We start from the raw sequence: 20,117 nt of genomic DNA on the forward strand, positions 1-20,117 counted from the left end.
TTCTTCGACGAACGACAGGGCCCGTCTTTTGCGGCGCAATATGTTCGTTTTGGTCAGCGATTTCAATTCACCAGTTTCGGCTGCCGGAAATCGGCAAGTCGAAACCAGAGAAGCGAGAGCGCCAAACAAAGAAAAACCTCCCCGCTTGGTGGGCGGGGAGGTTTGCATGATGGTCGCTGCCAGGTTTTTCAGACGCGCTCGAAGATGGCGGCGATGCCCTGTCCGCCGCCGATGCACATGGTGACGAGGCCATGACGCTGCTTAAGGCGTTCGAGTTCGTACAGACATTTGACGGTGTTGATGGCGCCCGTCGCGCCGACCGGGTGGCCGATGGAGATGCCGCTGCCATTCGGGTTGACGCGCGCCGGATCGAAATTGAGTTCGCGAGCGACGGCGCAGGCCTGGGCGGCAAAGGCCTCATTGGCTTCGATGACGGCGAAATCGTCGACCGTTAGCCCGGCGCGCTCCATGGCGATGCGGCTTGCGGGCACAGGGCCAATGCCCATGATGGTGGGGTCGACACCCGCATAACCCCAGGAGACGAGGCGGGCCATAGGCTTGAGCCCTTGCGCCTTCACCGCCTCTTCGCTGGCCAGGACCAGGGCGGCGGCGCCGTCATTCATGCCCGATGCGTTGCCGGCGGTGACGCTGCCACCCTCCTTGAACACGGTGGGAAGCGCGCGCAGATCTTCGATGCTGACCTCGGCACGGATGTGCTCGTCGGTCGTGAACTGAACTTCGCGCCGCTTCTGCTTGACGGTCACTGGGACGATCTGGTCGCGGAAGCGGCCTTCTTCGGTGGCGCGTGCCGCCCGTCTATGGCTTTCCACGGCATAGGCGTCCTGGTCGTCGCGGGAAATGCCGAACTGTTCGGCGACGTTTTCCGCAGTTACCCCCATCAGGATGCGATGGAACGGATCGGTCAGCGCACCCTTCAGCGCATCGACAAGGCCGGTATCGCCGAACCGCGCACCCCAGCGGGTGGAGGGCGAATGATAGGGGATGCGGCTCATGCTTTCCGCGCCGCCCGCCACCGCGACCTCGGCGTCGCCCAGCATGATCGTATGGGCGGCGGTCAGCACAGCCTGCAGTCCGGAGCCGCAGAGACGGTTGAGCGTCAGTGCTGGCGCTTCCTTGGGCACGCCGCCGTCGATGCCGGCAATGCGCGCAAGGAACGGGTCTTTGGGCTCGGACTGGATGACCTGGCCGAAAACGACATGTCCAACCGAAGCAGGGTCGATCGCAGCGCGTTTGACGGCTTCCCTGACAACGGTGGCTCCCAGCGCGCTGGGGGCGATATCCTTGAGTGAGCCGCCATAGGTTCCGACCGCGGTTCGCGCGCCTGCGACGATGTAGATGGTCTTCATTGCTATCGCTGTCCTTGAATTGAGTGAATTACGAAGCGCGGCGGGCGCGGATCTTGCGCAGGACCCTGTCCAACTCGCCGACGACGCCTCGGCGGAAGAACATGATGACCAGGAGCAGGATGACGCCCTGTGCGATCAAGGCCCATTCGCCGAAATCGGCGAGATAGTCGTTGAGCAGGATGATTATGCCCGCGCCGACGATGGGGCCGCTCAGCGTTCCCAGGCCGCCAAGCAGCGTCATCAGGATGACCTCGCTGGAGATCGGGAACGAGACGTCGGTCAGCGTGGCGAACTGGAAGACGGTGGCTTTCAGGCCGCCTGCCAGGCCGGCCAGGGCTGCCGACAGGACGAAGGCCACCAGCTTGAACCGCTCGGGTTTGAACCCAAGCGATTCGACGCGCTGGTCGTTGTCGCGGATCGCCTTGAGCACCTCGCCGAAGGGCGAATGCACGATGCGGTAGAAGAACCAGACGCTGAGCACGGTGATGCCGAGAACGACATAATAGAAGGTGAAGCTGCTGGAGATGTCGAAGACGCCGAACAGAGCCGACCGCGGTATGCTCTGCATGCCGTCTTCGCCACCGGTAAACGGGGCCCGCAGCAAGAGGAAATAGACGAACTGGGCAATAGCGAAGGTGATCATGGCGAACTGGATGCCGCTGCGGCGCAGCGCAATCAAGCCGACGAACAAGCCCAGCAGCGCCGTGGCGCCCGCACCTCCCAGCAAAGCGAGTTCCAGCGACAGACCCGTGGTCTTGAGCAGATAGCCGGTGACGTAGGCGGCACTGCCGAAGAACATGGCATGGCCGAAGCAGAGCAGGCCGGTATAGCCCAGGAGCAGGTTGAACGAGCAGGCGAAGATGACGAAGCACAGGATCGTCATCAGCGTCACCGGATAGGCGAAGAAGGGGGCTGCGATCAACAGGACCGCGAGCACGCCGAGCAACAGGATACGCGTCATCATCGGGTTTTCTCCGCCCCGGAAAACAGGCCGTTGGGCCGGACGAGCAGGGCCAGGATCATGAACAGGAAGATCACGACATTGGCGGCTTCGGGATAGACGATCTTGGTCAGCGCCTCGACAAGGCCGAGCATGTAGCCGGTGGCGACGGCGCCGATGATCGATCCCATGCCGCCGATGACGACGACAGCGAAGATGACGATCATGATGCTGGAGCCCATCGAGGGCGAGACCTGGTAGATCGGCGCGGCCAGCACGCCGGAAAGCGCCGCGAGGCCGACGCCGAAGCCATAGGTCAGCGTGACCATGCGGGGTACGTTGATGCCGAAGGTCTCGACGATGTCCGGCTTTTCGTTGGCGGCGCGCAGATAGGCGCCGAGCTTGGTATGCTCGATGAGCAGCCAGGAGCCGATGCAGGTGACGATGGAAAACAGCACCACCCAGAGCCGGTAATAGGGCAGGAACATGAAGCCGAGATTGACCCCGCCTGGGATCGGGCTCGAATAGGGCAGGCCGCTGGACCCATATTGCTGGCGGATGAGCCCTTCGACGATCAGCGCCACCGCATAGGTGGCGAGCAGGCCATAGAGATGGTCGAGATTCTGCAGCGGCCGCAGGATCGTCCGCTCCATGACCATGCCCAGCACAGCCACGATGACGGGCGCGAGCACAAGCGAGGGCCAGTAGGGAATGCCGAGATAGTTGAGCAGCACCCACGTGACGAAGGCGCCGAGCATATATTGTGCGCCATGGGCGAAATTGACGACGTGCATCAGGCCGAAGATAATCGCCAGCCCCATGCTGAGCATGGCGTAGAACGATCCGTTGATCAGGCCGATGAGAAGCTGGCCGAAGATCAGTTGCGGGGAAATGGCATCGAACATCGCATCAAACCCCTAGATAGCTCTGGACGCGTTCCATATCGCTGTCGAGCTGGGCGGCGCTGAGAATGTCGACCACCTTTCCGTTCTCGACAACGACGTGACGGTCGGCGACGCGCTTGGCGAAGCGCAGGTTCTGCTCCACCAGGATGATGGTGAAGCCGCGCGCCTTCAGCCGCAGGATGAGCTCGCCGATCTCCTTGACGACGACGGGCGCAAGCCCCTCGCTGGGCTCGTCGAGCAGCAAAAAGCGCGATCCCGTGCGCAGGATGCGGGCAATGGCCAGCATCTGCTGCTCGCCGCCCGACAGCTTGGTGCCCTGGCTCGAAGCGCGGCTGCGCAGATTGGGGAAGGCTTCCAGCAGCTCTTCGTCGCCCATGCCGCCCGATTGCAGTACCGGCGGCAGCGTGAGGTTCTCCTTGACCGAGAGCGAGGAGAAGATGGCGCGCTCTTCCGGGCAGTAGCCGATGCCCTTGCGGGCGATCTCGTAGATGCGGCGGCCAATAAGCTGGTCGCCGTTGAAGGTGATCGAGCCGGTGCGCTTCTTGACGATACCCATGATCGAGCGGAGCGTGGTGGTCTTGCCCGCGCCGTTGCGACCGATCAGCGTCAGCAACTCGCCTTCGCGCACGTCGAAGGAAATGCCGTGCAGCACCTTGGATTCGGCGTACCAGGCACTGAGGTTTTCGACCGATAGAACGGTTCTGGCCAAGGTCTCGGCTTCAGTCGTCATCGACGCCTCCCATATAGGCGGTGATCACGTCCGGATTGGACGAGACCTCGGCGTAGCTGCCCTCGGTGAGCAACTGGCCATGCTGCAGCACGGTGATGCGGTCGCAAAGAGTGGAGACGACCGAGAGATTGTGTTCGACGATCAGCACGGTCCGGCCTTTGGCGGCTTCGCGGATCAATTCCGTGATGGGCTCGATGTCCTCATGGCCCATGCCGGCGGTCGGCTCGTCCAGCAGCATGATCTGCGGGTCGAGCGCCAGGGTCGTGGCGATCTCCAGCGCGCGCTTCTTGCCATAGGAAAGCTCGGCCGCCGTCAGGTTGCGCGACTGCGCAAGGCCGACGCGGTCGAGCAGTTCCTCGGCCCGCGCATTCAGCGGTTCGACGGCGCTTAGCGAGCGCCAGAAATGGAACGCCTTGCCATAGGCCGATTGCAGCGCGACGCGGACATTCTCCAGCGCCGTCAGATGCGGGAACGTCGCCGAAATTTGGAACGATCGAACCAGCCCCAGGCGCGCCACGTCGGCTGCGCGCATGCCTGTGATGTCGCGGCCCTCGAAAGTGATCGTGCCGGCCGTCGGCGTCAGCGTCTTGGTCAGGAGGTTGAAGCAGGTCGTTTTGCCCGCCCCGTTGGGACCGATCAACGCGTGAATGCTGCCGCGGCGGATGGACAAGTCGACATTCTTGACAGCATGGAAGCCGCCAAACTGCTTGGTCAGCCCACGCGCGGTGAGCGCATAGGCCGATGCATCGGCATCCGGTCGCCTCTCATCGAGGCTTAACGTTTCGCTCATTCGGTTCCTCCCGTTTGCGCGCTGATCAGGCTGGTCCTAACCCGGCAGCCTGAGGACCGCCTTGGCCAGGATGTTGCGCTGGATTTCATTGGAGCCGCCAAAGATGGCGGGTGCGCGCGAATCCAGAAACAGGTTCATGGCGTCGACCTTGGTGTCGCCGGCGTCGAGATCGTCTTCGAAGCGGGCAGCCTCGCCCGCGATCTCCAGCATTTCCTCGGTGATGCGCTGATAAAGCTCGGTGTTGAAGATTTTCAGCACCGAGACATCCGCTTCCAGGTCGCCGCCGGCGCGCAGCACCTTGGCGAAGCGCTCAAAGGCCGAGCCGAGGTCGTAGACATCCAGCCTGTGGCGGGCATAACGCGACAGGAACGCCTTGTCCTCGAACTTGCCGGTGGCTTCCGCCAACGTTTCCAGACGCGCCAGCGCATATTCTGGCCGGGTCGGAGCGCCGAGAAAGATGCGCTCATGGCCGAGCACGGACTTGGCCAGCGTCCAGCCCTGATCGACTTCGCCGACAAGATTGCCGGCGGGCACGGGCACATCGTCGAAGAAGACTTCACAGAAGTCGGCTTCCTCGCGCAGATTGGGGATCGGCCGGATGCGGACGCCGGGCGTGCGCAGATCGACCAGCAGTACGGATATGCCTTCCTGGCGCTTGCCTTCGACCTTGCGGGTGCGGACCAGCAGCAAAATCCAGTTGGCGCAATGGGCCAGCGTGGTCCAGATCTTCTGGCCGTTGACGACGAATTCATCGCCATCGCGGACGGCCGAGGTCTTCAGCGAGGCGAGGTCGGAGCCGGAGTTGGGCTCGGAATAGCCCTGGCACCAGACATGCTCGCCCGACAGGATGCGCGGCAGGTAGTAAGCCCTCTGCTCGTCGGTGCCATATTGCAGCAAAAGCGGGCCGGTCAGCCCGATGCCATGGTCGGGAATGCGTGGGCAGCCGAGCCGGGCCCACTCCTCGACATAGATCATGTGCTTGGCAGGGTTCAGCCCCATGCCGCCATAGGCCTGCGGCCAGGTTGGCGCGAGCCAGCCCTTGTTGGCCAGAGCGTGATACCATTCGGCCACTTCGTCGAAGAGCGGGCGCTGCTTGCGCATGAAGCGCAGCTCCGCCGGGCAATTGGCATCGACCCAGTCGCGGAAGATACGGCGGAAGTCCTCGTCGGGAAGCGTGTTCCAGTCCTGCTGCGGCTCGGCCATTAGATCGTATCCTTGAAGACGGGCTTCCGCTTTTCCAGAAAGGCGCGCATCGCTTCCTTGGAATCCTCGTGCTGCACCATCTCGTTGGTCAGGTTCTGTTCGAAACGATAGCCGTCGCGGAGCGGCATGTTCGCGACCGTGTTGATCGCCCGCTTGGCCAGGCTGAGCGCTTTCGGGCTCTTGGAGGCGATGTTGCGCGCGATCTCCATCGCCGCATCCATCAGCTCCTCGAGCGGCACGCAGGCCTCGATGATGCCCCGGCGATAGGCTTCGGAAGCGGGCAGCCGATAGCCGGTCAGGATCATCCGACGGGCAAGCGAATGCGGGAACAGGCGCATCGTGTGGCTCGCGCCGCCCATCAGGCCGATGTCGATTTCGGGCATGCAGAAGAAAGCGTTGTCCGAGGCCAAAATGATGTCGGCATTGATGATCGGCGCCATGCCGACGCCCAGCGCAGGGCCGTTGACGGCGGCAATCACCGGCTTGTTGGATTCCATGATGCAGTTGCCGACCTCGCGCATGCGGCGCATATGCCGCGTGGTGTCGCCGGGCTGGCCGCCGACCTTGCCACGTGCCTTGATGTCGGCACCGGCCGAGAAAATCTTCTCGCGACCGGTCACGACGATGCAGCGAACGTCTGTGGCGTCATAGAGTTCATCGAACACCTGGATCATCTCTTCGCTGAACTCCAGCGACCAGGCGTTCACCGGCGGCGAGTCCATCTTCACCAGCGCGACGTGGTCTTCGATGGTAACCTTGATGAGATTGTTGAGCATTTTATCCTCCCTGTCGATCAGGCTGCGGCGCGTTCGAGGGCGACGAACTGAAGGCGCAACACCTCCGGCTGTCCGAGCGTGGCGTTCAAATTGATGGCGCGCTTGAGATAGAGGCCGATGTCGCATTCATCGGTGAAGCCCATTGCGCCATGCAGATGCACCGCACGGCGGGTGACGGATACCGCGGCGTCGCCGGCGCGGGCCTTGGCCGCCAAGATCGCCAGGCTTGTCGCGCGCGCTGTCTCATCCCGCGCGGCATCCGCAGCGTTGACGACGGCGGCGCAGGCGAATTCCGCATCCCCCCACATGTCGACGAGGCGGTGCTGGACGGCCTGGAAACTGGCGATCGGCTTGCCGAACTGGACACGGTCGCGGGTGTAGGCGACAGCGATTTCCAAGGCACGCGAGGCGATGCCGGCGAGTTCGGCGGCAAGCGCGAAGCGGGTGACTTCGATGGCTTCATCGAGCGCGGCCTGGACCGCCGATCCCTTGGCCAAAACCTGCGAGGCGGAAACGACGACATCCTTCAGCGTCACATGTCCAAGGCGGGAGCCGTCGACGGTCGGACGCGCGGTGACGGAAATGCCGTCCGCTGCGGCATCGATGCTCACAAGGATCAAACCATCCGGCGACCTCGCAATGGCCAGAAAGTCGGTGGCCGAATGCGGCGCCGACACGAAATGATAGCTGCCCGACAGCGCATAGCCCCCATCCGGGCGGGGTTCTGCGCTGACGTCGGACAGTTCGGCGTCGCTGCCCTGCCAGACCGGCGAGACGATACGCGAACCGTCGGCGATGCCGTTCGCGAGCGCGGTGCGCGCATTGCTTTCAGCAACTCTCTTCAGCAGAACCGAGGAGAAGACGACAAGCTGGGCGAGAGGTTCGGTCAGAAGCGAACGGCCGAGCGTCTCGCTGAGCACGGCCTGCTCTGCGAGCCCCAGCCCGGAACCGCCGAGCTCTTCCGGCAGAAGCAGACCGAGCCAGCCGGCTTCGGCCATGCCTCGCCACAGATCGGCATCCAGGTCGGTCTCGGCTGCGCGGCGCGCGCGCAGCGCCTTGGCTCCCGGGTTCTGCTCGGCAAAGCTCGCCACGCTTTCGCGCAGCATCCCGAGCGTGCCTTCTTCATCGTCGAACATCGTTTGTGGCATGACACCCTCTGCTTTCGTTCGGCCAAGGCGGGATGCGCTTTCGGCGGCCGTCTTGGGAGTTGGGTCGACGTCGGTCAGCCCGGCAGCACGTAGTCGCGGAAGCGTTCGCGCAGCTTCATCTTCTGGAGCTTTCCGGTTGCGGTGTGCGGCAGCTCGTCGACGAAGACGATGTCGTCGGGCAGCCACCATTTCGCCACCCGCTCGGACAGGAACTGCTTGAGTTCGTCCGATGTCGGCGGATTGCCGTCCTTGGCGACGGCGACCAGCAGCGGACGCTCCTGCCATTTGGGATGGGCGATGCCGATGACAGCCGCCTCATGGATGCCGGGATGGGCGACCGCGGCATTTTCCAGATCGATGGAGCTGATCCATTCGCCGCCGGATTTGATGACATCCTTGGAGCGGTCGGTGATCAGTACATAGCCGTCGCTGTCGATCTTGGCGACGTCGCCGGTGGAGAACCAGCCCTCCTTGTCGAGCACGTCGCCGCCCTCGCTGCGGTAGTAGCCTGATGTCACCCAGGGGCCGCGCACCTGCAGGTCCCCTGCGATCGAACCGTCATGCGGCAACACCTGGCCTTCGTCGTTGACGATGCGGAGGTCGACGCCGTAGATCGCGCGGCCTTGCTTGGCCTGGACATCCACCTTTTCGTCGAAGGAGAGGTCCTTGTGCTTGGACAACAGATTGGAGATGGAGGCCAGCGGGCTTGTCTCGGTCATGCCCCAGGCATGCAGCACATAGATGCCCATCCTGTTGAATTTTTCGATGATGGATCGTGGCGCGGACGAACCGCCGATAACCACGCGCTTGATCTTGAGATCGTTGGGATCGAGGCTTGGCGTTTCGTCGATATATTTGAACAGTCCCAGCCAGACCGTGGGAACGCCGAGCGAGAAGGTGCATTGCTCGGCGACGGCCAGTTCGTAGAGGCTCTTGCCGTCGAGATTGGGGCCGGGCAGCACCAGCTTGGCGCCGCACATGGCAGATGCATAAGGAATGCCCCAGGCGTTGACGTGAAACAGCGGCACCGACAGCAGCGTGGTGTCGCGGCTGGACAGTTGCAGGCCGTCGGCCTGGCAGGCGATGAAGGAATGCAGCACGGTCGAGCGATGGCTGTAGAGCACGCCCTTGGGATTGCCTGTGGTACCCGAGGTATAGCAGAGCGACGAGGCTGTGCGCTCATCGAAGTCAGGCCATTCGAGTTCGCCGTCCTGTGCCTCGATCAGCGTTTCGTAGCAGAGGCAGTTCGCGACATGGGCGGGCATGTGGGCGGCATCGGTCATGGCGATGAAATCGCGCACCAGCGGCAGCTTCGGCTGCAAGCCGGCGACCATGTCGGCAAAACTGATGTCGAAAAGCAGGACGCTGCTTTCGGCATGATTGAGGATGTATTCGATCTGCTCGAGGAACAGCCGCGGATTGACCGTATGCAGCACGGCGCCGATGCCGGAAACGGCAAAGTAAAGCTCGAGGTGGCGGTGCGTGTTCCAGGCCAGGGTCGCCACCCGGTCGCCCGGTTTGACGCCCTTTTCGATCAGCGCCTCGGCAATTTTGGCAGCGCGCTCGGCCAGGCCGGCATAGGTCGTGCGGACGGTCGGGCCTTCGACCGTGCGGCTGACGATTTCCGTATCAGAATGGAAACGCCGGGCGTGCTCGAGCAACGAAGAAATGAGCAACGGGCGGTCCTGCATCAGACCCTGCATAGAACGTCCTCCTCCTGTGCGACCTCTCCCGCACCGAACGAAAAGACATTTCCCAATTACCGACCGTGAAGTCAAAGCAATCGCGGGCCGAAGGAAAAATTCACCAGTGTGAAAGATCGACGTACCGCGCCGACACGGCTACAAAGCTCGCGCCAACGGTTGACGGTACACATCCATCGCCGGAGAAAGAAGGTCGGTTCTAAGCTGCCGGATGCGGCGCATGGAGGAGAATTTGCAGATGACGAATTTCGTGGGGGTAACGCGCAACGGCGACGTAGCTGTGGTTTTGCTCGACAATCCGCCAGTGAACGCCTTGAGCCTGCACTTGCGCGAACCGCTGGCCAAAGCGCTTGGCGAACTTAGCGACGACGCAGGCGTGGCGGCTATCGTGCTGGCCTGCGCAGGCCGCACCTTCGTCTCAGGTGCCGATATCACCGAGTTCGGAACGCCGAAACAATTGCAGTCGCCGTCGCTGCCGGATCTATGCGCGTTGCTCGATACGATTGCCAAGCCCACCGTGGCCGCGGTTCATGGGACGGCGCTTGGCGGCGGGCTCGAACTCGCAATGTCCTGCCATTATCGCGTGGCGGATGCCGGCGCGAAGGTCGGACTGCCGGAAGTCAAGCTTGGCATCTTGCCGGGTTCGGGCGGGACGGTAAGGCTTCCGCGCCTCGCCGGCCCGGAGAAAGCCTTGAAGATGATCGTGAGCGGTGCGCCGATCGGCGCGCAGGAGGCTCTTGCGGCGGGGATCGTCGACGAAGTGGCGCAGGGCGATCTGGTCGAAGCGGCAGTGGCGTTCGCGCGCCAAAAGGCCGCGTCCGGCGCGAATCATGTGCCTGTGCGAAACCGGGACGAGAAGCTTGCCGCGGCGAAGGCCGACCTGTCGGCATTCGATGCGGCTGCCGCCGAGCTGAAGAAGAAGGCGCGCGGTCTCGATGCGCCCGTTGCCTGCGCACAGGCCGTGCGCAACGCGATTGTGCTGCCTTTCGACGAAGCGCTGCGCAAGGAGCGCGAAGCTTTCCTGACACTCGTTGCCGGAACGCAATCGCGCGCCCAGCGTCACCTGTTCTTTGCCGAGCGTGAAGCGGCCAAGGTGCCCGGCTTGGCGGGCGCCAAGTCTCGCGATATCCGCAAGGTGGGCGTCATCGGCGCAGGCACGATGGGCGGCGGCATCGCCATGTCCTTCGTCAATGCAGGCATTCCCGTCACCGTCCTGGAAATGACAGATGCCGCGCTGGACCGTGGCTTTGCCACCATCGAGAAGAACTATTCCGTCTCGGTGTCGCGCGGGTCGCTGAAGGAGGCGGACAAGGCCTCGCGGATGCAGCTTTTGTCGCGTACCACCGACTATGCCGACCTCGCCGATTGCGACCTGATCATCGAGGCTGTCTTCGAGGAGATGTCGGTCAAGCACGAGGTCTTCGGCAAGCTGGAAAAGATCGCCAAGGAGGGTGCTATCCTGGCATCGAACACATCCTATCTCGACGTCAACGAGATAGCCGCGGGCACGAACCGGCCGGCCGATGTGCTGGGGATGCATTTCTTTTCGCCGGCTAACGTCATGAAGCTTCTGGAAATCGTTCGCGCTGAAAAGACTGCGCCGGACGCGCTCGCGGCTGCGGTCGCCGTGGCCAGGAAGATCGGCAAGGTGCCGGTCGTCGTGGGCGTGTGCCACGGCTTCGTCGGCAACCGCATGCTGGGCGCGCGCGGCGCCGAATCGGAGGCGTTGCTGCTGGAGGGGGCGACGCCCGCGCAGGTCGACAAGGTGTTTACGGATTTCGGCTGGCCGATGGGGCCTTTCCAAATGCACGATCTGGCGGGCCTCGACATCAGCTGGCGCAACCGCAAGTCGCGCGGCGAAACCGCTGCCATCGCGGATGCGCTGTGCGAGCAGGGCCGGTTCGGCCAGAAGACCGGGCGCGGCTTCTATATCTATGAGAACGGGTCGCGTACGCCGGTGTCCGATCCGGAAGTAACCACGCTGATCGAGCAGAAGCGTCGCGAACGCGGCATCCAGGCGCGCGAGATCGGCGAGCAGGAAATCATCGAGCGCACGCTCTATCCGATGATCAATGAAGGCGCGAAGATCGTTGAAGAAGGCATCGCGGCGCGGTCGTCCGATATCGATGTGGTCTGGACGAACGGTTATGGTTTCCCGATCGGCAAGGGCGGCCCGATGTTCTGGGCCGAACTGGAAGGCATGTCCAAGGTGGTCGAAGGCTTGCGTCGCTGGCACGAACGGACTGGCAAGCCGGTGTACGCGCCGGCACAATCCCTGGTCGGCAAGGCACAGGCCGCCGCCTGAGCCTGGCTTTTACCCCAAGGGCCGCTGTCAGCGGCCCTTGAACGCCGGGGTTTGCTTGGCACGAAATGCTTCGACACCGGTGCGGTAGTCGTCACTTCGTCCTGCCTCGCCCTGCAACCGAGCTTCGAGATCGAGCTGTTCGGAAAGGTCGTTTGAAGCCGATGCGAGGAACGCCTGCTTCAGAAGGGCGAAGCCCTTGGTCGGGCGCGCCGCGAGTTCGCCGCATAGTTGGCGCGCATAGCCGTCCAGATCGGCATCGTCTACCACCTTCCAGATCATGCCCCATTCGGCGGCAAGCTCAGCCGACACAGGTTCGGCGAGGATGGCAAGCGCCCGCGCGCGGGCGTCGCCTATCAGCCTGGGAAGTGTCCAGGTGCCTCCGGCATCGGGGATCAGTCCCAGCTTAGAAAAGGACTGGATGAACCGGGCTGAGCGTGCTGCGACAACGATATCGCAGGCCAGCGCAACATTGGCGCCGGCGCCCGCTGCGACCCCATTGACGGCGGCGATCACCGGCTTCGACATGCTGCGGATGCGCCGTATCAGGGGATTGTAGTTGTCCTTCAAGGACGCGCTCAAATCCGGCGGCGCGTCGGGCGTGAATACCCGGTCGGAGAGATCCTGGCCGGTGCAGAAGCCCTTGCCGGCTCCGGTGAGCAGTACGGCGCGGCATCGCTCATCCTGCTCAGCCGCATCGAGGGCTTGTCTGAGCTGATGATGCATCTCAGCGTTGAACGCGTTCAGTTTGTCAGGTCTGTTCAGCGTTATGACGGCATAGCCATCGCCGTTCTCAACAAGGACAGACGCGATTTTTTCTGAATCGGACATAAAGCTCACTAGCGACGGTTGGATCGAGATTAATCTAATTTGCCGGCAAAATTATCCATGCCGCAAATCGGGACGGGTCGTAACCGTTTTGGGTTACCGCGTCCTCCGATACGAGGCAAGCGATGCTCAGAGCTCGATCTGGATCGGCACGTCGAAATCGTCCCGGACCTTGACGGAGCGGACCGCGGACAGCAACGCGTTGAGGTAGCGGTCGTGGTTCTTGCGCATGCGGTCCATGATGCCGCCCATGCCAAGTACGACGGGCTGGCCTTGCATGGTCGCCGGCAAAAGCGCGCAGAGCGAGCGGCCGCCTTCCAAGGGAACATTTTCGGCAACCGCGTAGCCGTTGGTGCGGACTTCCGTGATTTTTTCCATCATGTCCCGCACCTTCACGCGCTGTGCGCTGGGCGTGGCTATGTTGGCGCGGCGCACCAGATTGTCGATCTTTTCGTCGCTCACCGTCGACAAGAGAACCCAACCGGCGGCGGACTGAGTGAGAGGGCGGATCACGCCTTCGTCGAGGTGAAAACGCAGCGCATGAATCGAGTCCATCGTCTGCACATATTGCAGGTAGATGTCGTTTTTCGAGCCGATGAAAATGCCTTCGCCGGTAGCGGCATGTACGTCGCGCATGGCGTCCAGAATCTCTCCCGTGCCGAACAATTTGCGCGGAATCCAGTCGCCCAATGACGTCACTTTCGGCGTCGGAAAATACAGCCGGGCGCGCCGGTCGAAGTTCAAATAGCCGAGATTTATCAATGTTTTGAGAAGGACGGTTGCGCTCGACTGGGGATAGCCCAGATCGGCTGCGATCTCCGACATCGAGCGTTCCTGCTGAACCAGCCGGAAATATTCGAGAATCTCGATGGCGCGCGACGCCGACTTCACCTGCGAAGCTTGCATTGGGGCTGGCTCCTCCTCCACCCGTTTCATATACGTGAATGTATCCCATACGTAGGGAAAGTTCTGGTTGCGTGCAACCGCCTGTGACATCTTCCGGACCGTCGGCAGCACCCTTGCGGTGCATGGGAGCTTGCCGTCGCCCCTCGCCGCAAGGTTCGATGGGGCAGGAGGAAGGCGAGGACATATGGCAGGCAGACTTGAGGGCGCGGTTGCGCTTGTGACCGGTGGCGGGCGCGGCATCGGCCGTGCGATCAGCGAGGCCTATGCTCGCGAGGGCGCGGCCGTCGGCGTCATGGATCTGAAGGCGGAAATCGCCGATGCAGCGGTTGAAGACATTCGCAAATCCGGCGGCAAGGCTTTGGCCATCGTTGGCAATGTCGGCAAGCGCGAGCAGGTGTTCGCCGGCGCTGAGGCGCTCAAATCAGCATTCGGGCCGACCACGATTCTGGTCAACAACGCGATGTGGAATCGTTACGGCCCGCTGGAAGAGCAGACCGAGGACATGATCGGCCGTATGATCGATGTCGGCTTCAAGGGGGTGATCTGGGGCTACCAGGCTGTGCTGCCGCAGATGCGCGAAGCCGGCAAGGGCGCCATCGTCAACATCGCCTCGCCGTCGGCGGTTCTCGCCATGAAGCACGGTATCATGTACAGCGCGGTGAAGGCGGCGGTTGCTGCATCGACGCGCTCGGCCGCGGCCGAATTCGGCCCGATGAACATCCGCGTCAACGCCATTGCGCCCGGCTCGACCCAGACGGACGGCGCCAATCTTGTCGTGTCCGAAGATGGATGGGAGCGCCGCCGCCAGCGCGTGCCGCTCGGTCGTCTCGGCCAACCCGAAGACATTGCCAATGCGGCGGTTTTCCTGGCTTCCGACGAAGCAAGTTTCGTGTCCGGCGACATGATGTTCGTCGATGGGGCGATGACCTTCGCATTTTCCTGATTTTGGCCGGAGGGGGCCAACAACACAGCCCGAACCAGAGGTCCGGGCGCTAGAGGAGGAGACTGACATGATGATTTCCGCACTGAAACTCAATTGTGCGACCGTGGCGCTTGCCGTGGCCGCGACCGTCCTGCCTGCGCAGGCGCAAGTGTCGGACGACGTGATCCGCATCGGCGTCATGAACGACCAGTCCGGCGTCTATTCCGATAATTGCGGCGCCGGCTCGGTCACCGCCGTCAAGCTCGCGGTCGAAGATGCCGGTGGCGAGATCAACGACAAGAAGATCGAGGTCGTGGTCGCGGACGATCAGAACAAGCCCGATATCGGCACCGCCAAGGCGCAGAAATGGGTCGAGGACGAAGGCGTCGACGCCATCGTCGGCTGCTCGGCTTCCTCGATTGCCCTGGCGATCCAGGACATCATGGCATCGCACAAGAAGCCCTATCTCATCGCAGGCACCGCGACGTCGGATCTGACCAATGCGAAATGCTCTCCAATGGGCACGAACTGGGCTTACGACACCTACACCTTGCCCAAGGGCACGGTGACGTCGTTGCTCGGCCAGGGGCTGGACACCTGGTATTTCATCACTGTCGACTACACCTTCGGCAAGAAATGGCAGGAAGACGCCACGCGCTTCATCGAGGCCGGCGGCGGCAAGGTGCTCGGCTCGTCGCTTCACCCGCTGAACGGCAATGATTTCTCCTCGCAGCTTCTGCAGGCGCAGGCCAGCGGCGCCAAGGCAATTGGCATCGCCAATTCCGGTGCCGACATGGCAAACGTCATCAAGCAGGCGCGCGAGTTCGGCATTGTCGATGCGGGCCAGCAACTGGCGCCTTTGGGCCTGCAGATCAACCAGGTGCATGGCATCGGCCTCGACGCTACGCAGGGCATGATCTTGACCAGCACTGTCTATTGGGACCAGAGCGACGGCACCCGTGCGTTGGCCAAGCGTTATGGTGAGGCTTTCAACGGCCGTGTGCCGAACGAATCGCAATTGTCCTCCTATTCGGCGGTCAATCACTACCTCAAGGCAGTGGCAGCGGCCGGCACCGACGAGGGCGACGCCGTCATGGCAAAGATGCGTGAAATCCCGGTCAACGACATGATGCTGAAGGATGTGCCGATCCGCGAGGACGGTGTCGTCATGCGGCCGATGAAGACGGTCAAGGTCAAGGCGCCCGGCGACTCCAAGTATCCGTGGGATTATTACGAGGTCATCGGCGAAGTTCCCGCCGAACAGGCCTGGCGTCCGCTTTCCGAAAGCGTTTGCCCGCTCGTGAAGAAGTAGGCTCTGACAGAGGACCGGCCTATCGGGTCGGTCCTCCCGGCGCGGGACATGACATGGAAAATCGGCAGATGGTTTTATCGGCAACCCGAATCTCCAAGACGTCCGACATGCTTGGAGAAAGCCCGGTCTGGGACGCCGACAGCCAGAAGCTCTTCTGGGTGGACAGCTTCCAGAAGCTCATTCGCAGCTATGAACCGTCCACCGGCGCGTTCCGCGATCTGCCGATGCCGTCCATGGTCGGATCTGTCGGACTGGCAACAGGCGGCAAACTCGTCGCAGGCCTCGCCGACGGGATCTATCTCGTCGACATCGAAAGCGGCGCGGTCGAGCCGATCTTCAAGCTCGATCCGCCCGATCCTCGGGTGCGCTTCAACGACGGTAAGGTCGACCGGCAGGGCCGCTTCGTCTGCGGTACTATGGGCGTTCACGCCGAAGCGTTGGGCGAATTGTATCGCATCAATAGCCGGGGCGACGCACAACTCCTGGCCAACGGCATCCGCATCGCAAACTCGCTCTGCTTCAGTCCCGGCGGCGATACGATGTATTTCGCCGACAGCCTCGATCGTCGCGTGCGGGCCTATCACTATTCCGAGGGCGACGATCCGCTCGACGATCCGCGCATCCATGTCGACACCAAGCCGTTCGATTCCGGCCCGGACGGCGCCACGATCGACAGCGAGGGGTTCATCTGGGTCGCGCTCGTCCAAGTCGGCAAGATCGCGCGCTTCGATCATGACGGCCTGATCGAGCGAACCATCGAAGCGCCGACAGACATGCCCTCCTGCGTTGCTTTCGGTGGACCCGACATGTCGACGCTGTTCGTCACGACGATCAAGGATTCCGGTTCGGGCCGCGCCATTTCGCGCCACCCCGCCGGCGGGCATCTCTTTGCCATCGAGGGGCTGGGGGTGAAAGGCATTCCCGAGCCGCGCTTCAGCTATCAACCAGGGAATTAGGTCAGTGTCGGAAACGCTTTCAACCCTTCTCGCGCCGCGCTCGGTGGCGATCGTGGGTGCGTCGGACAATGTGGCTCGGATTGGCGGTCGCCCGCTGCGCTATATGCGCGAAGCCGGCTTTGCCGGGCGCATCATGCCGGTCAATCCAAACCGCGAAACGGTGCAGGGCATTCCCGCCTTCGGATCAATTTCCGCACTGCCCGAAACGCCCGACGTCGCCTTGCTGGCGGTGCCGGCGGACGCCACGGTCAAGGCCGTGGAGGACTGCGCGGCACTTGGCGTGCGCAACGCGATCATCTTCTCGGCGGGTTTTGCCGAGACGGATGCGGAAGGCCTCCGCATCCAGAACCGGATAACCGGCATCGCGCGTGAAAGCGGCATGCGGGTTCTCGGACCGAACTGCCTCGGCGTGTTCAACCCGTCGACGCATTTCTACGGCACGTTTTCGGTCGTGCTCGACAACGCGTTCATACAGCCCGGCCCTGTCGGTATCGTTTCGCAGAGTGGCGCTTACGGGTCGCACATCGCCCATCTCGCGCGCAGCCGCGGGCTTGGCGTCAGCCAGTGGGTCACCACTGGAAACGAATGCGACCTCGATCTGGCCGAAGTCCTGCATTGGATGGTCGATCAGCCCGACACCAAAGTGATCATGGCCTATGCCGAGAGTATTCGGAACCATGAGCATTTTTTCGCGGCGCTCGATCATGCGCGCAATCGCGAGAAAGCCATCGTTTTCATGAAGACCGGCCGGTCTGACGTGGGAGCGGAGGCAGCCGCCTCCCATACAGCCGCCCTCGCGGGTTCCGACGCCGTTTTCGACGCGGTGCTCCGGCAGTATGGCGTGTTTCGCGCCGCGACCACCGCCGAGCAGCTCGACGTCGCCTATGCCTGCGCGCCAGGTATCTTTCCGAAAGGCAACAAGATCGGCATCTTCACCATGTCGGGCGGCTTCGGCATCCAGATGGCGGACGACGCTGTTGCGGCCGGGCTCGACGTCGCCACCATGCCCGAGCCCGTCCAAGTGGAACTCAAGGCACTGCTGCCTTATGCTTCGCCGCGCAATCCGGTCGATGCTACGGCTCAGGCGGTGACCGACCTGCCGCTGATGACGCGCTATATCCGCGCCATTCTCGACAAGGGCGGATACGATCTTTTCGTCGGCATTTTCGGCACCGGTCCGGCCAGCGCGACCTTTGCCGAGCCGCTGCGCAAGGCGCTGCTCGAGGCCGCCGAGGGGCATGAAGACAAGATCCGCGCGCTCACCATGTCGGCCGACCCCGATGTGTTCCGGCGCTATGAGGCCGACGGCTTCATCGCCCATGAAGACGGCTCGGCACTGATCAAGGCGCTCGGTGCGCTGGTCGGCTTCCGCAAAAGCTTTGATGCCGCGAAGTCGGCCTCGAAAGTGGATGCCGCGCAGCGCATCGAGATTAGGCCGGGCAAGCACAGCGAACGCAGCGCCAAGGATATTCTGAGCCAGGCCGGCATTGCCTTTCCCCGGGAAGAGTTGGCTGCGCCCGGCAGCGATGTGGGGGCCATTGCGGAAAGGATCGGCTTCCCTGTCGTCCTCAAGATCGCGTCGCCCGACATCGCTCACAAAACCGAGGTGGGCGGCGTCAAGATCAACATCCGCTCTGCCGACGAGGCCCGCTCAGCCGCCGCCGACATATTGGCACGGGCGGCGGAAACCTGTCCGGGCGCCGATATCGAAGGCATCATCGTCGCGCCAATGATCTCCGGCGGCGTGGAGACGATTGCCGGCGTGGTCAACGATCCCGTGCTCGGGCCGGTGGTGATGTTCGGGCTCGGCGGCGTCTTCGTCGAAGTTCTTAAGGATGTCACCTTCCGTGCCGCGCCCTTCAGCGTCGACGAGGCCCATCGCATGATCCGCGACATCCGCAGCTATGCCATTCTCGAAGGCGTTCGCGGCGAGCCGCCGGCGGATGTCGATGCGTTGGCTGAACTGCTGTCCAACCTGTCGCGTTTCGCCGCTGCCCATGCCGATGTGATCGAGAGCATCGACCTCAACCCGGTGCGGGTTCTGCCCAAGGGGCAGGGCGTGGCGCCTCTCGACGCTCTTCTGGTGCTGAAGGAGCCGCGGCCATGACGATATCTGTTGAGGCGATGCTGACCGAACTGATGGATCGCGAGGCCATCCGCGACTGTCTCTATCGCTATTGCCGCGGCATCGACCGCGCCGATGAAGCCAACCTGCGCTCGTCCTACTGGCCCGACGCGCATGACCAGCATGGCGCCTACTCCGGGCCTGCGAGCGGTTTCATCGATCTGGCGCTCAAGGTCTTCAAGACCGCCCCGCGCATGGTCCACCAGGTCAGCAACATTCTGATCGAGTTCACCGGACCAGGGCAGGCAGCGGTCGAAAGCTACTTCCACGCGCTGCAGCGCGGTCCCGGAGCCAGCGGCGCCGTCGAGCAGGTCATGCTGGCCGGGCGCTATTGCGATGTCTTCGAAAAGCGCTCGGGCGAATGGCGCGTGCTCAAGCGGGTTGTCGTGTATGACTGGGTCGAAGGCCAGGCGCTGCCCGAACGCGGCGAAGAGGAACGCTTCGCCGCGCGCAAGCCCATCGGTGCGGCCTATCCAGACGACCCCATCTACGCCATTGCGGGGCAGCGAAAAGCTTGAAACGAAATCCGGAAGAAAGCTTCTTCACAAAGATGAATTTCAAAAGCAATGGCAAGTCATCATTGATTTGAATTGCCGCGAGTGCGATTTTAGATTTGGCATCTGACAGTTTTTTGAAGAAAATTAGGTGTCCGAAACATGAATAACGGTTTTGGAGGCATTGAGAATTGTCACGCCTGAAGAAAAAAGCGCCGGAAGAGCTTGTCTCGGTCGATTTGTACAAGTCAGCAATGCGCCAGGTAGCGTCGCCGGTCGCGGTGATCACGACTTTCGACGGTGGCGAAAAGGCTGGCTTGACGGCGACGGCGGTCTGCTCGGCGACCACGGAGCCGCCGACCATTCTGGTCTGCGTCAATCGTTCGGCGAGCGCGGAGCCGATGATTGCAGCGAGCGGCCGTTTGGCAGTCAATTTTCTCACTGACGATCAGCATGAAGTGGCCCGCCTGTTCTCCACCTCGAAACTGTCTTCGGAAAAGCGTTTCGCGGTGGGCGACTGGACCACGCTTTCGACTGGCGCGCCCGTGCTGAAGAACACGATTGCGAGCTTCGACTGCACGGTGGAATCGGTGGTGCCCTGCGGTACGCACAACATCTATGTCAGCCGTGTCGAAGCCGTATCTTCCGATGATGGTGCACCGCTGCTGTATCGCGACGGCTATTTCCGCCGCCTTGGCGCGAATTTCTGA

General features: G+C 62.6%; 18 protein-coding genes. 7 read left to right on the top strand and 11 right to left on the bottom strand.

Features of this window, described 5'->3' with window-relative positions:
• Window positions 1-188: 188 nt before the first annotated feature.
• The 9 genes from bktB to ICI42_RS04215 all read right to left on the bottom strand — a co-directional run bounded on the left by bktB (window position 189) and on the right by ICI42_RS04215 (window position 9,562).
• On the bottom strand, window positions 189-1,367 hold the full coding sequence (gene bktB, locus ICI42_RS04175) for a beta-ketothiolase BktB (protein ID WP_188163245.1): 1,179 nt from the start codon (window positions 1,365-1,367) through the stop codon (window positions 189-191).
• Window positions 1,368-1,395: 28 nt separating this feature from the next.
• The gene (locus ICI42_RS04180) at window positions 1,396-2,331 is read right to left on the bottom strand and encodes a branched-chain amino acid ABC transporter permease (RefSeq protein WP_210316945.1); all 936 of its coding nucleotides are present in this window, start codon (window positions 2,329-2,331) and stop codon (window positions 1,396-1,398) included.
• The gene (locus tag ICI42_RS04185) at window positions 2,328-3,212 is read right to left on the bottom strand and encodes a branched-chain amino acid ABC transporter permease (protein WP_188163246.1); all 885 of its coding nucleotides are present in this window, start codon (window positions 3,210-3,212) and stop codon (window positions 2,328-2,330) included. Before ICI42_RS04185 ends, ICI42_RS04180 begins: the two co-directional genes overlap by 4 nt.
• Before the next feature lie 4 nt (window positions 3,213-3,216).
• On the bottom strand, window positions 3,217-3,942 hold the full coding sequence (locus tag ICI42_RS04190; protein ID WP_188163247.1) for an ABC transporter ATP-binding protein: 726 nt from the start codon (window positions 3,940-3,942) through the stop codon (window positions 3,217-3,219).
• Window positions 3,932-4,732 (bottom strand): ABC transporter ATP-binding protein, encoded by an 801-nt coding sequence (locus ICI42_RS04195; protein ID WP_188163248.1) that lies wholly within the window; start codon window positions 4,730-4,732, stop codon window positions 3,932-3,934. Before ICI42_RS04195 ends, ICI42_RS04190 begins: the two co-directional genes overlap by 11 nt.
• A 36-nt stretch (window positions 4,733-4,768) precedes the next feature.
• Entirely contained in the window at window positions 4,769-5,935 is a 1,167-nt protein-coding gene (locus ICI42_RS04200; protein ID WP_188163249.1) for an acyl-CoA dehydrogenase family protein, read from the bottom strand.
• Window positions 5,935-6,711, bottom strand: coding sequence for an enoyl-CoA hydratase/isomerase family protein (locus tag ICI42_RS04205; protein ID WP_188163250.1), 777 nt, complete (start codon window positions 6,709-6,711; stop codon window positions 5,935-5,937). The genes ICI42_RS04200 and ICI42_RS04205 overlap by 1 nt, the downstream gene beginning before the upstream one ends.
• 17 nt (window positions 6,712-6,728) lie before the next feature.
• Window positions 6,729-7,859 (bottom strand): acyl-CoA dehydrogenase family protein, encoded by a 1,131-nt coding sequence (locus ICI42_RS04210; RefSeq protein ID WP_188163251.1) that lies wholly within the window; start codon window positions 7,857-7,859, stop codon window positions 6,729-6,731.
• A gap of 74 nt (window positions 7,860-7,933) precedes the next feature.
• A complete protein-coding gene (locus ICI42_RS04215; RefSeq protein ID WP_188163252.1) occupies window positions 7,934-9,562 on the bottom strand; it encodes a long-chain-fatty-acid--CoA ligase in 1,629 nt (542 codons plus the stop codon).
• A gap of 238 nt (window positions 9,563-9,800) precedes the next feature.
• Between ICI42_RS04215 and ICI42_RS04220 the strand changes: the two genes are divergently transcribed.
• Window positions 9,801-11,867, top strand: coding sequence for a 3-hydroxyacyl-CoA dehydrogenase NAD-binding domain-containing protein (locus tag ICI42_RS04220; protein WP_188163253.1), 2,067 nt, complete (start codon window positions 9,801-9,803; stop codon window positions 11,865-11,867).
• A 27-nt stretch (window positions 11,868-11,894) separates the two neighbouring features.
• Here ICI42_RS04220 and paaG read toward each other — a convergent pair whose 3' ends face one another.
• Entirely contained in the window at window positions 11,895-12,695 is an 801-nt protein-coding gene (paaG, locus tag ICI42_RS04225; protein ID WP_188163254.1) for a 2-(1,2-epoxy-1,2-dihydrophenyl)acetyl-CoA isomerase PaaG, read from the bottom strand.
• Window positions 12,696-12,821: 126 nt separating this feature from the next.
• A complete protein-coding gene (locus ICI42_RS04230; protein WP_188163255.1) occupies window positions 12,822-13,598 on the bottom strand; it encodes an IclR family transcriptional regulator in 777 nt (258 codons plus the stop codon).
• Window positions 13,599-13,782: 184 nt separating this feature from the next.
• Here ICI42_RS04230 and ICI42_RS04235 point away from each other — a divergent pair, with 184 nt between their 5' ends.
• From ICI42_RS04235 to ICI42_RS04260, 6 genes are all read left to right on the top strand, one after another.
• The gene (locus ICI42_RS04235; RefSeq protein WP_188163256.1) at window positions 13,783-14,541 is read left to right on the top strand and encodes an SDR family NAD(P)-dependent oxidoreductase; all 759 of its coding nucleotides are present in this window, start codon (window positions 13,783-13,785) and stop codon (window positions 14,539-14,541) included.
• 67 nt (window positions 14,542-14,608) lie between these two features.
• Window positions 14,609-15,832, top strand: a complete 1,224-nt coding sequence (locus ICI42_RS04240) for an ABC transporter substrate-binding protein (protein ID WP_188163257.1) — start codon at window positions 14,609-14,611, stop codon at window positions 15,830-15,832.
• 68 nt (window positions 15,833-15,900) lie between these two features.
• Window positions 15,901-16,788 carry an SMP-30/gluconolactonase/LRE family protein gene (locus tag ICI42_RS04245; RefSeq protein WP_188163258.1) on the top strand — a complete coding sequence of 296 codons (888 nt, stop codon included), beginning with the start codon at window positions 15,901-15,903 and terminating at the stop codon, window positions 16,786-16,788.
• Between the two features lie 4 nt (window positions 16,789-16,792).
• A complete protein-coding gene (locus ICI42_RS24090) occupies window positions 16,793-18,895 on the top strand; it encodes an acetate--CoA ligase family protein (RefSeq protein ID WP_188163259.1) in 2,103 nt (700 codons plus the stop codon).
• Window positions 18,892-19,431, top strand: coding sequence for a nuclear transport factor 2 family protein (locus ICI42_RS04255; protein WP_188163260.1), 540 nt, complete (start codon window positions 18,892-18,894; stop codon window positions 19,429-19,431). The genes ICI42_RS24090 and ICI42_RS04255 overlap by 4 nt, the downstream gene beginning before the upstream one ends.
• A gap of 167 nt (window positions 19,432-19,598) precedes the next feature.
• Window positions 19,599-20,117 carry a flavin reductase family protein gene (locus tag ICI42_RS04260; protein ID WP_188163261.1) on the top strand — a complete coding sequence of 173 codons (519 nt, stop codon included), beginning with the start codon at window positions 19,599-19,601 and terminating at the stop codon, window positions 20,115-20,117.

Source organism: Oryzicola mucosus (genome assembly GCF_014534685.1).
Taxonomy (GTDB): Bacteria; Pseudomonadota; Alphaproteobacteria; order Rhizobiales; family Rhizobiaceae; genus Oryzicola; species Oryzicola mucosus.

Excerpts from the sequence above, each read along its gene's own strand:
- bktB (WP_188163245.1), bottom strand. The coding sequence starts at position 1,367 with ATGAAGACCATCTACATCGTCGCAGGCGCGCGAACCGCGGTCGGAACC.
- ICI42_RS04180 (WP_210316945.1), bottom strand. The coding sequence starts at position 2,331 with ATGATGACGCGTATCCTGTTGCTCGGCGTGCTCGCGGTCCTGTTGATC.
- ICI42_RS04185 (WP_188163246.1), bottom strand. The coding sequence starts at position 3,212 with ATGTTCGATGCCATTTCCCCGCAACTGATCTTCGGCCAGCTTCTCATC.
- ICI42_RS04190 (WP_188163247.1), bottom strand. The coding sequence starts at position 3,942 with ATGACGACTGAAGCCGAGACCTTGGCCAGAACCGTTCTATCGGTCGAA.
- ICI42_RS04195 (WP_188163248.1), bottom strand. The coding sequence starts at position 4,732 with ATGAGCGAAACGTTAAGCCTCGATGAGAGGCGACCGGATGCCGATGCA.
- ICI42_RS04200 (WP_188163249.1), bottom strand. The coding sequence starts at position 5,935 with ATGGCCGAGCCGCAGCAGGACTGGAACACGCTTCCCGACGAGGACTTC.
- ICI42_RS04205 (WP_188163250.1), bottom strand. The coding sequence starts at position 6,711 with ATGCTCAACAATCTCATCAAGGTTACCATCGAAGACCACGTCGCGCTG.
- ICI42_RS04210 (WP_188163251.1), bottom strand. The coding sequence starts at position 7,859 with ATGCCACAAACGATGTTCGACGATGAAGAAGGCACGCTCGGGATGCTG.
- ICI42_RS04215 (WP_188163252.1), bottom strand. The coding sequence starts at position 9,562 with ATGCAGGGTCTGATGCAGGACCGCCCGTTGCTCATTTCTTCGTTGCTC.
- ICI42_RS04220 (WP_188163253.1), top strand. The coding sequence starts at position 9,801 with ATGACGAATTTCGTGGGGGTAACGCGCAACGGCGACGTAGCTGTGGTT.
- paaG (WP_188163254.1), bottom strand. The coding sequence starts at position 12,695 with ATGTCCGATTCAGAAAAAATCGCGTCTGTCCTTGTTGAGAACGGCGAT.
- ICI42_RS04230 (WP_188163255.1), bottom strand. The coding sequence starts at position 13,598 with ATGCAAGCTTCGCAGGTGAAGTCGGCGTCGCGCGCCATCGAGATTCTC.
- ICI42_RS04235 (WP_188163256.1), top strand. The coding sequence starts at position 13,783 with ATGGCAGGCAGACTTGAGGGCGCGGTTGCGCTTGTGACCGGTGGCGGG.
- ICI42_RS04240 (WP_188163257.1), top strand. The coding sequence starts at position 14,609 with ATGATGATTTCCGCACTGAAACTCAATTGTGCGACCGTGGCGCTTGCC.
- ICI42_RS04245 (WP_188163258.1), top strand. The coding sequence starts at position 15,901 with ATGGTTTTATCGGCAACCCGAATCTCCAAGACGTCCGACATGCTTGGA.
- ICI42_RS04255 (WP_188163260.1), top strand. The coding sequence starts at position 18,892 with ATGACGATATCTGTTGAGGCGATGCTGACCGAACTGATGGATCGCGAG.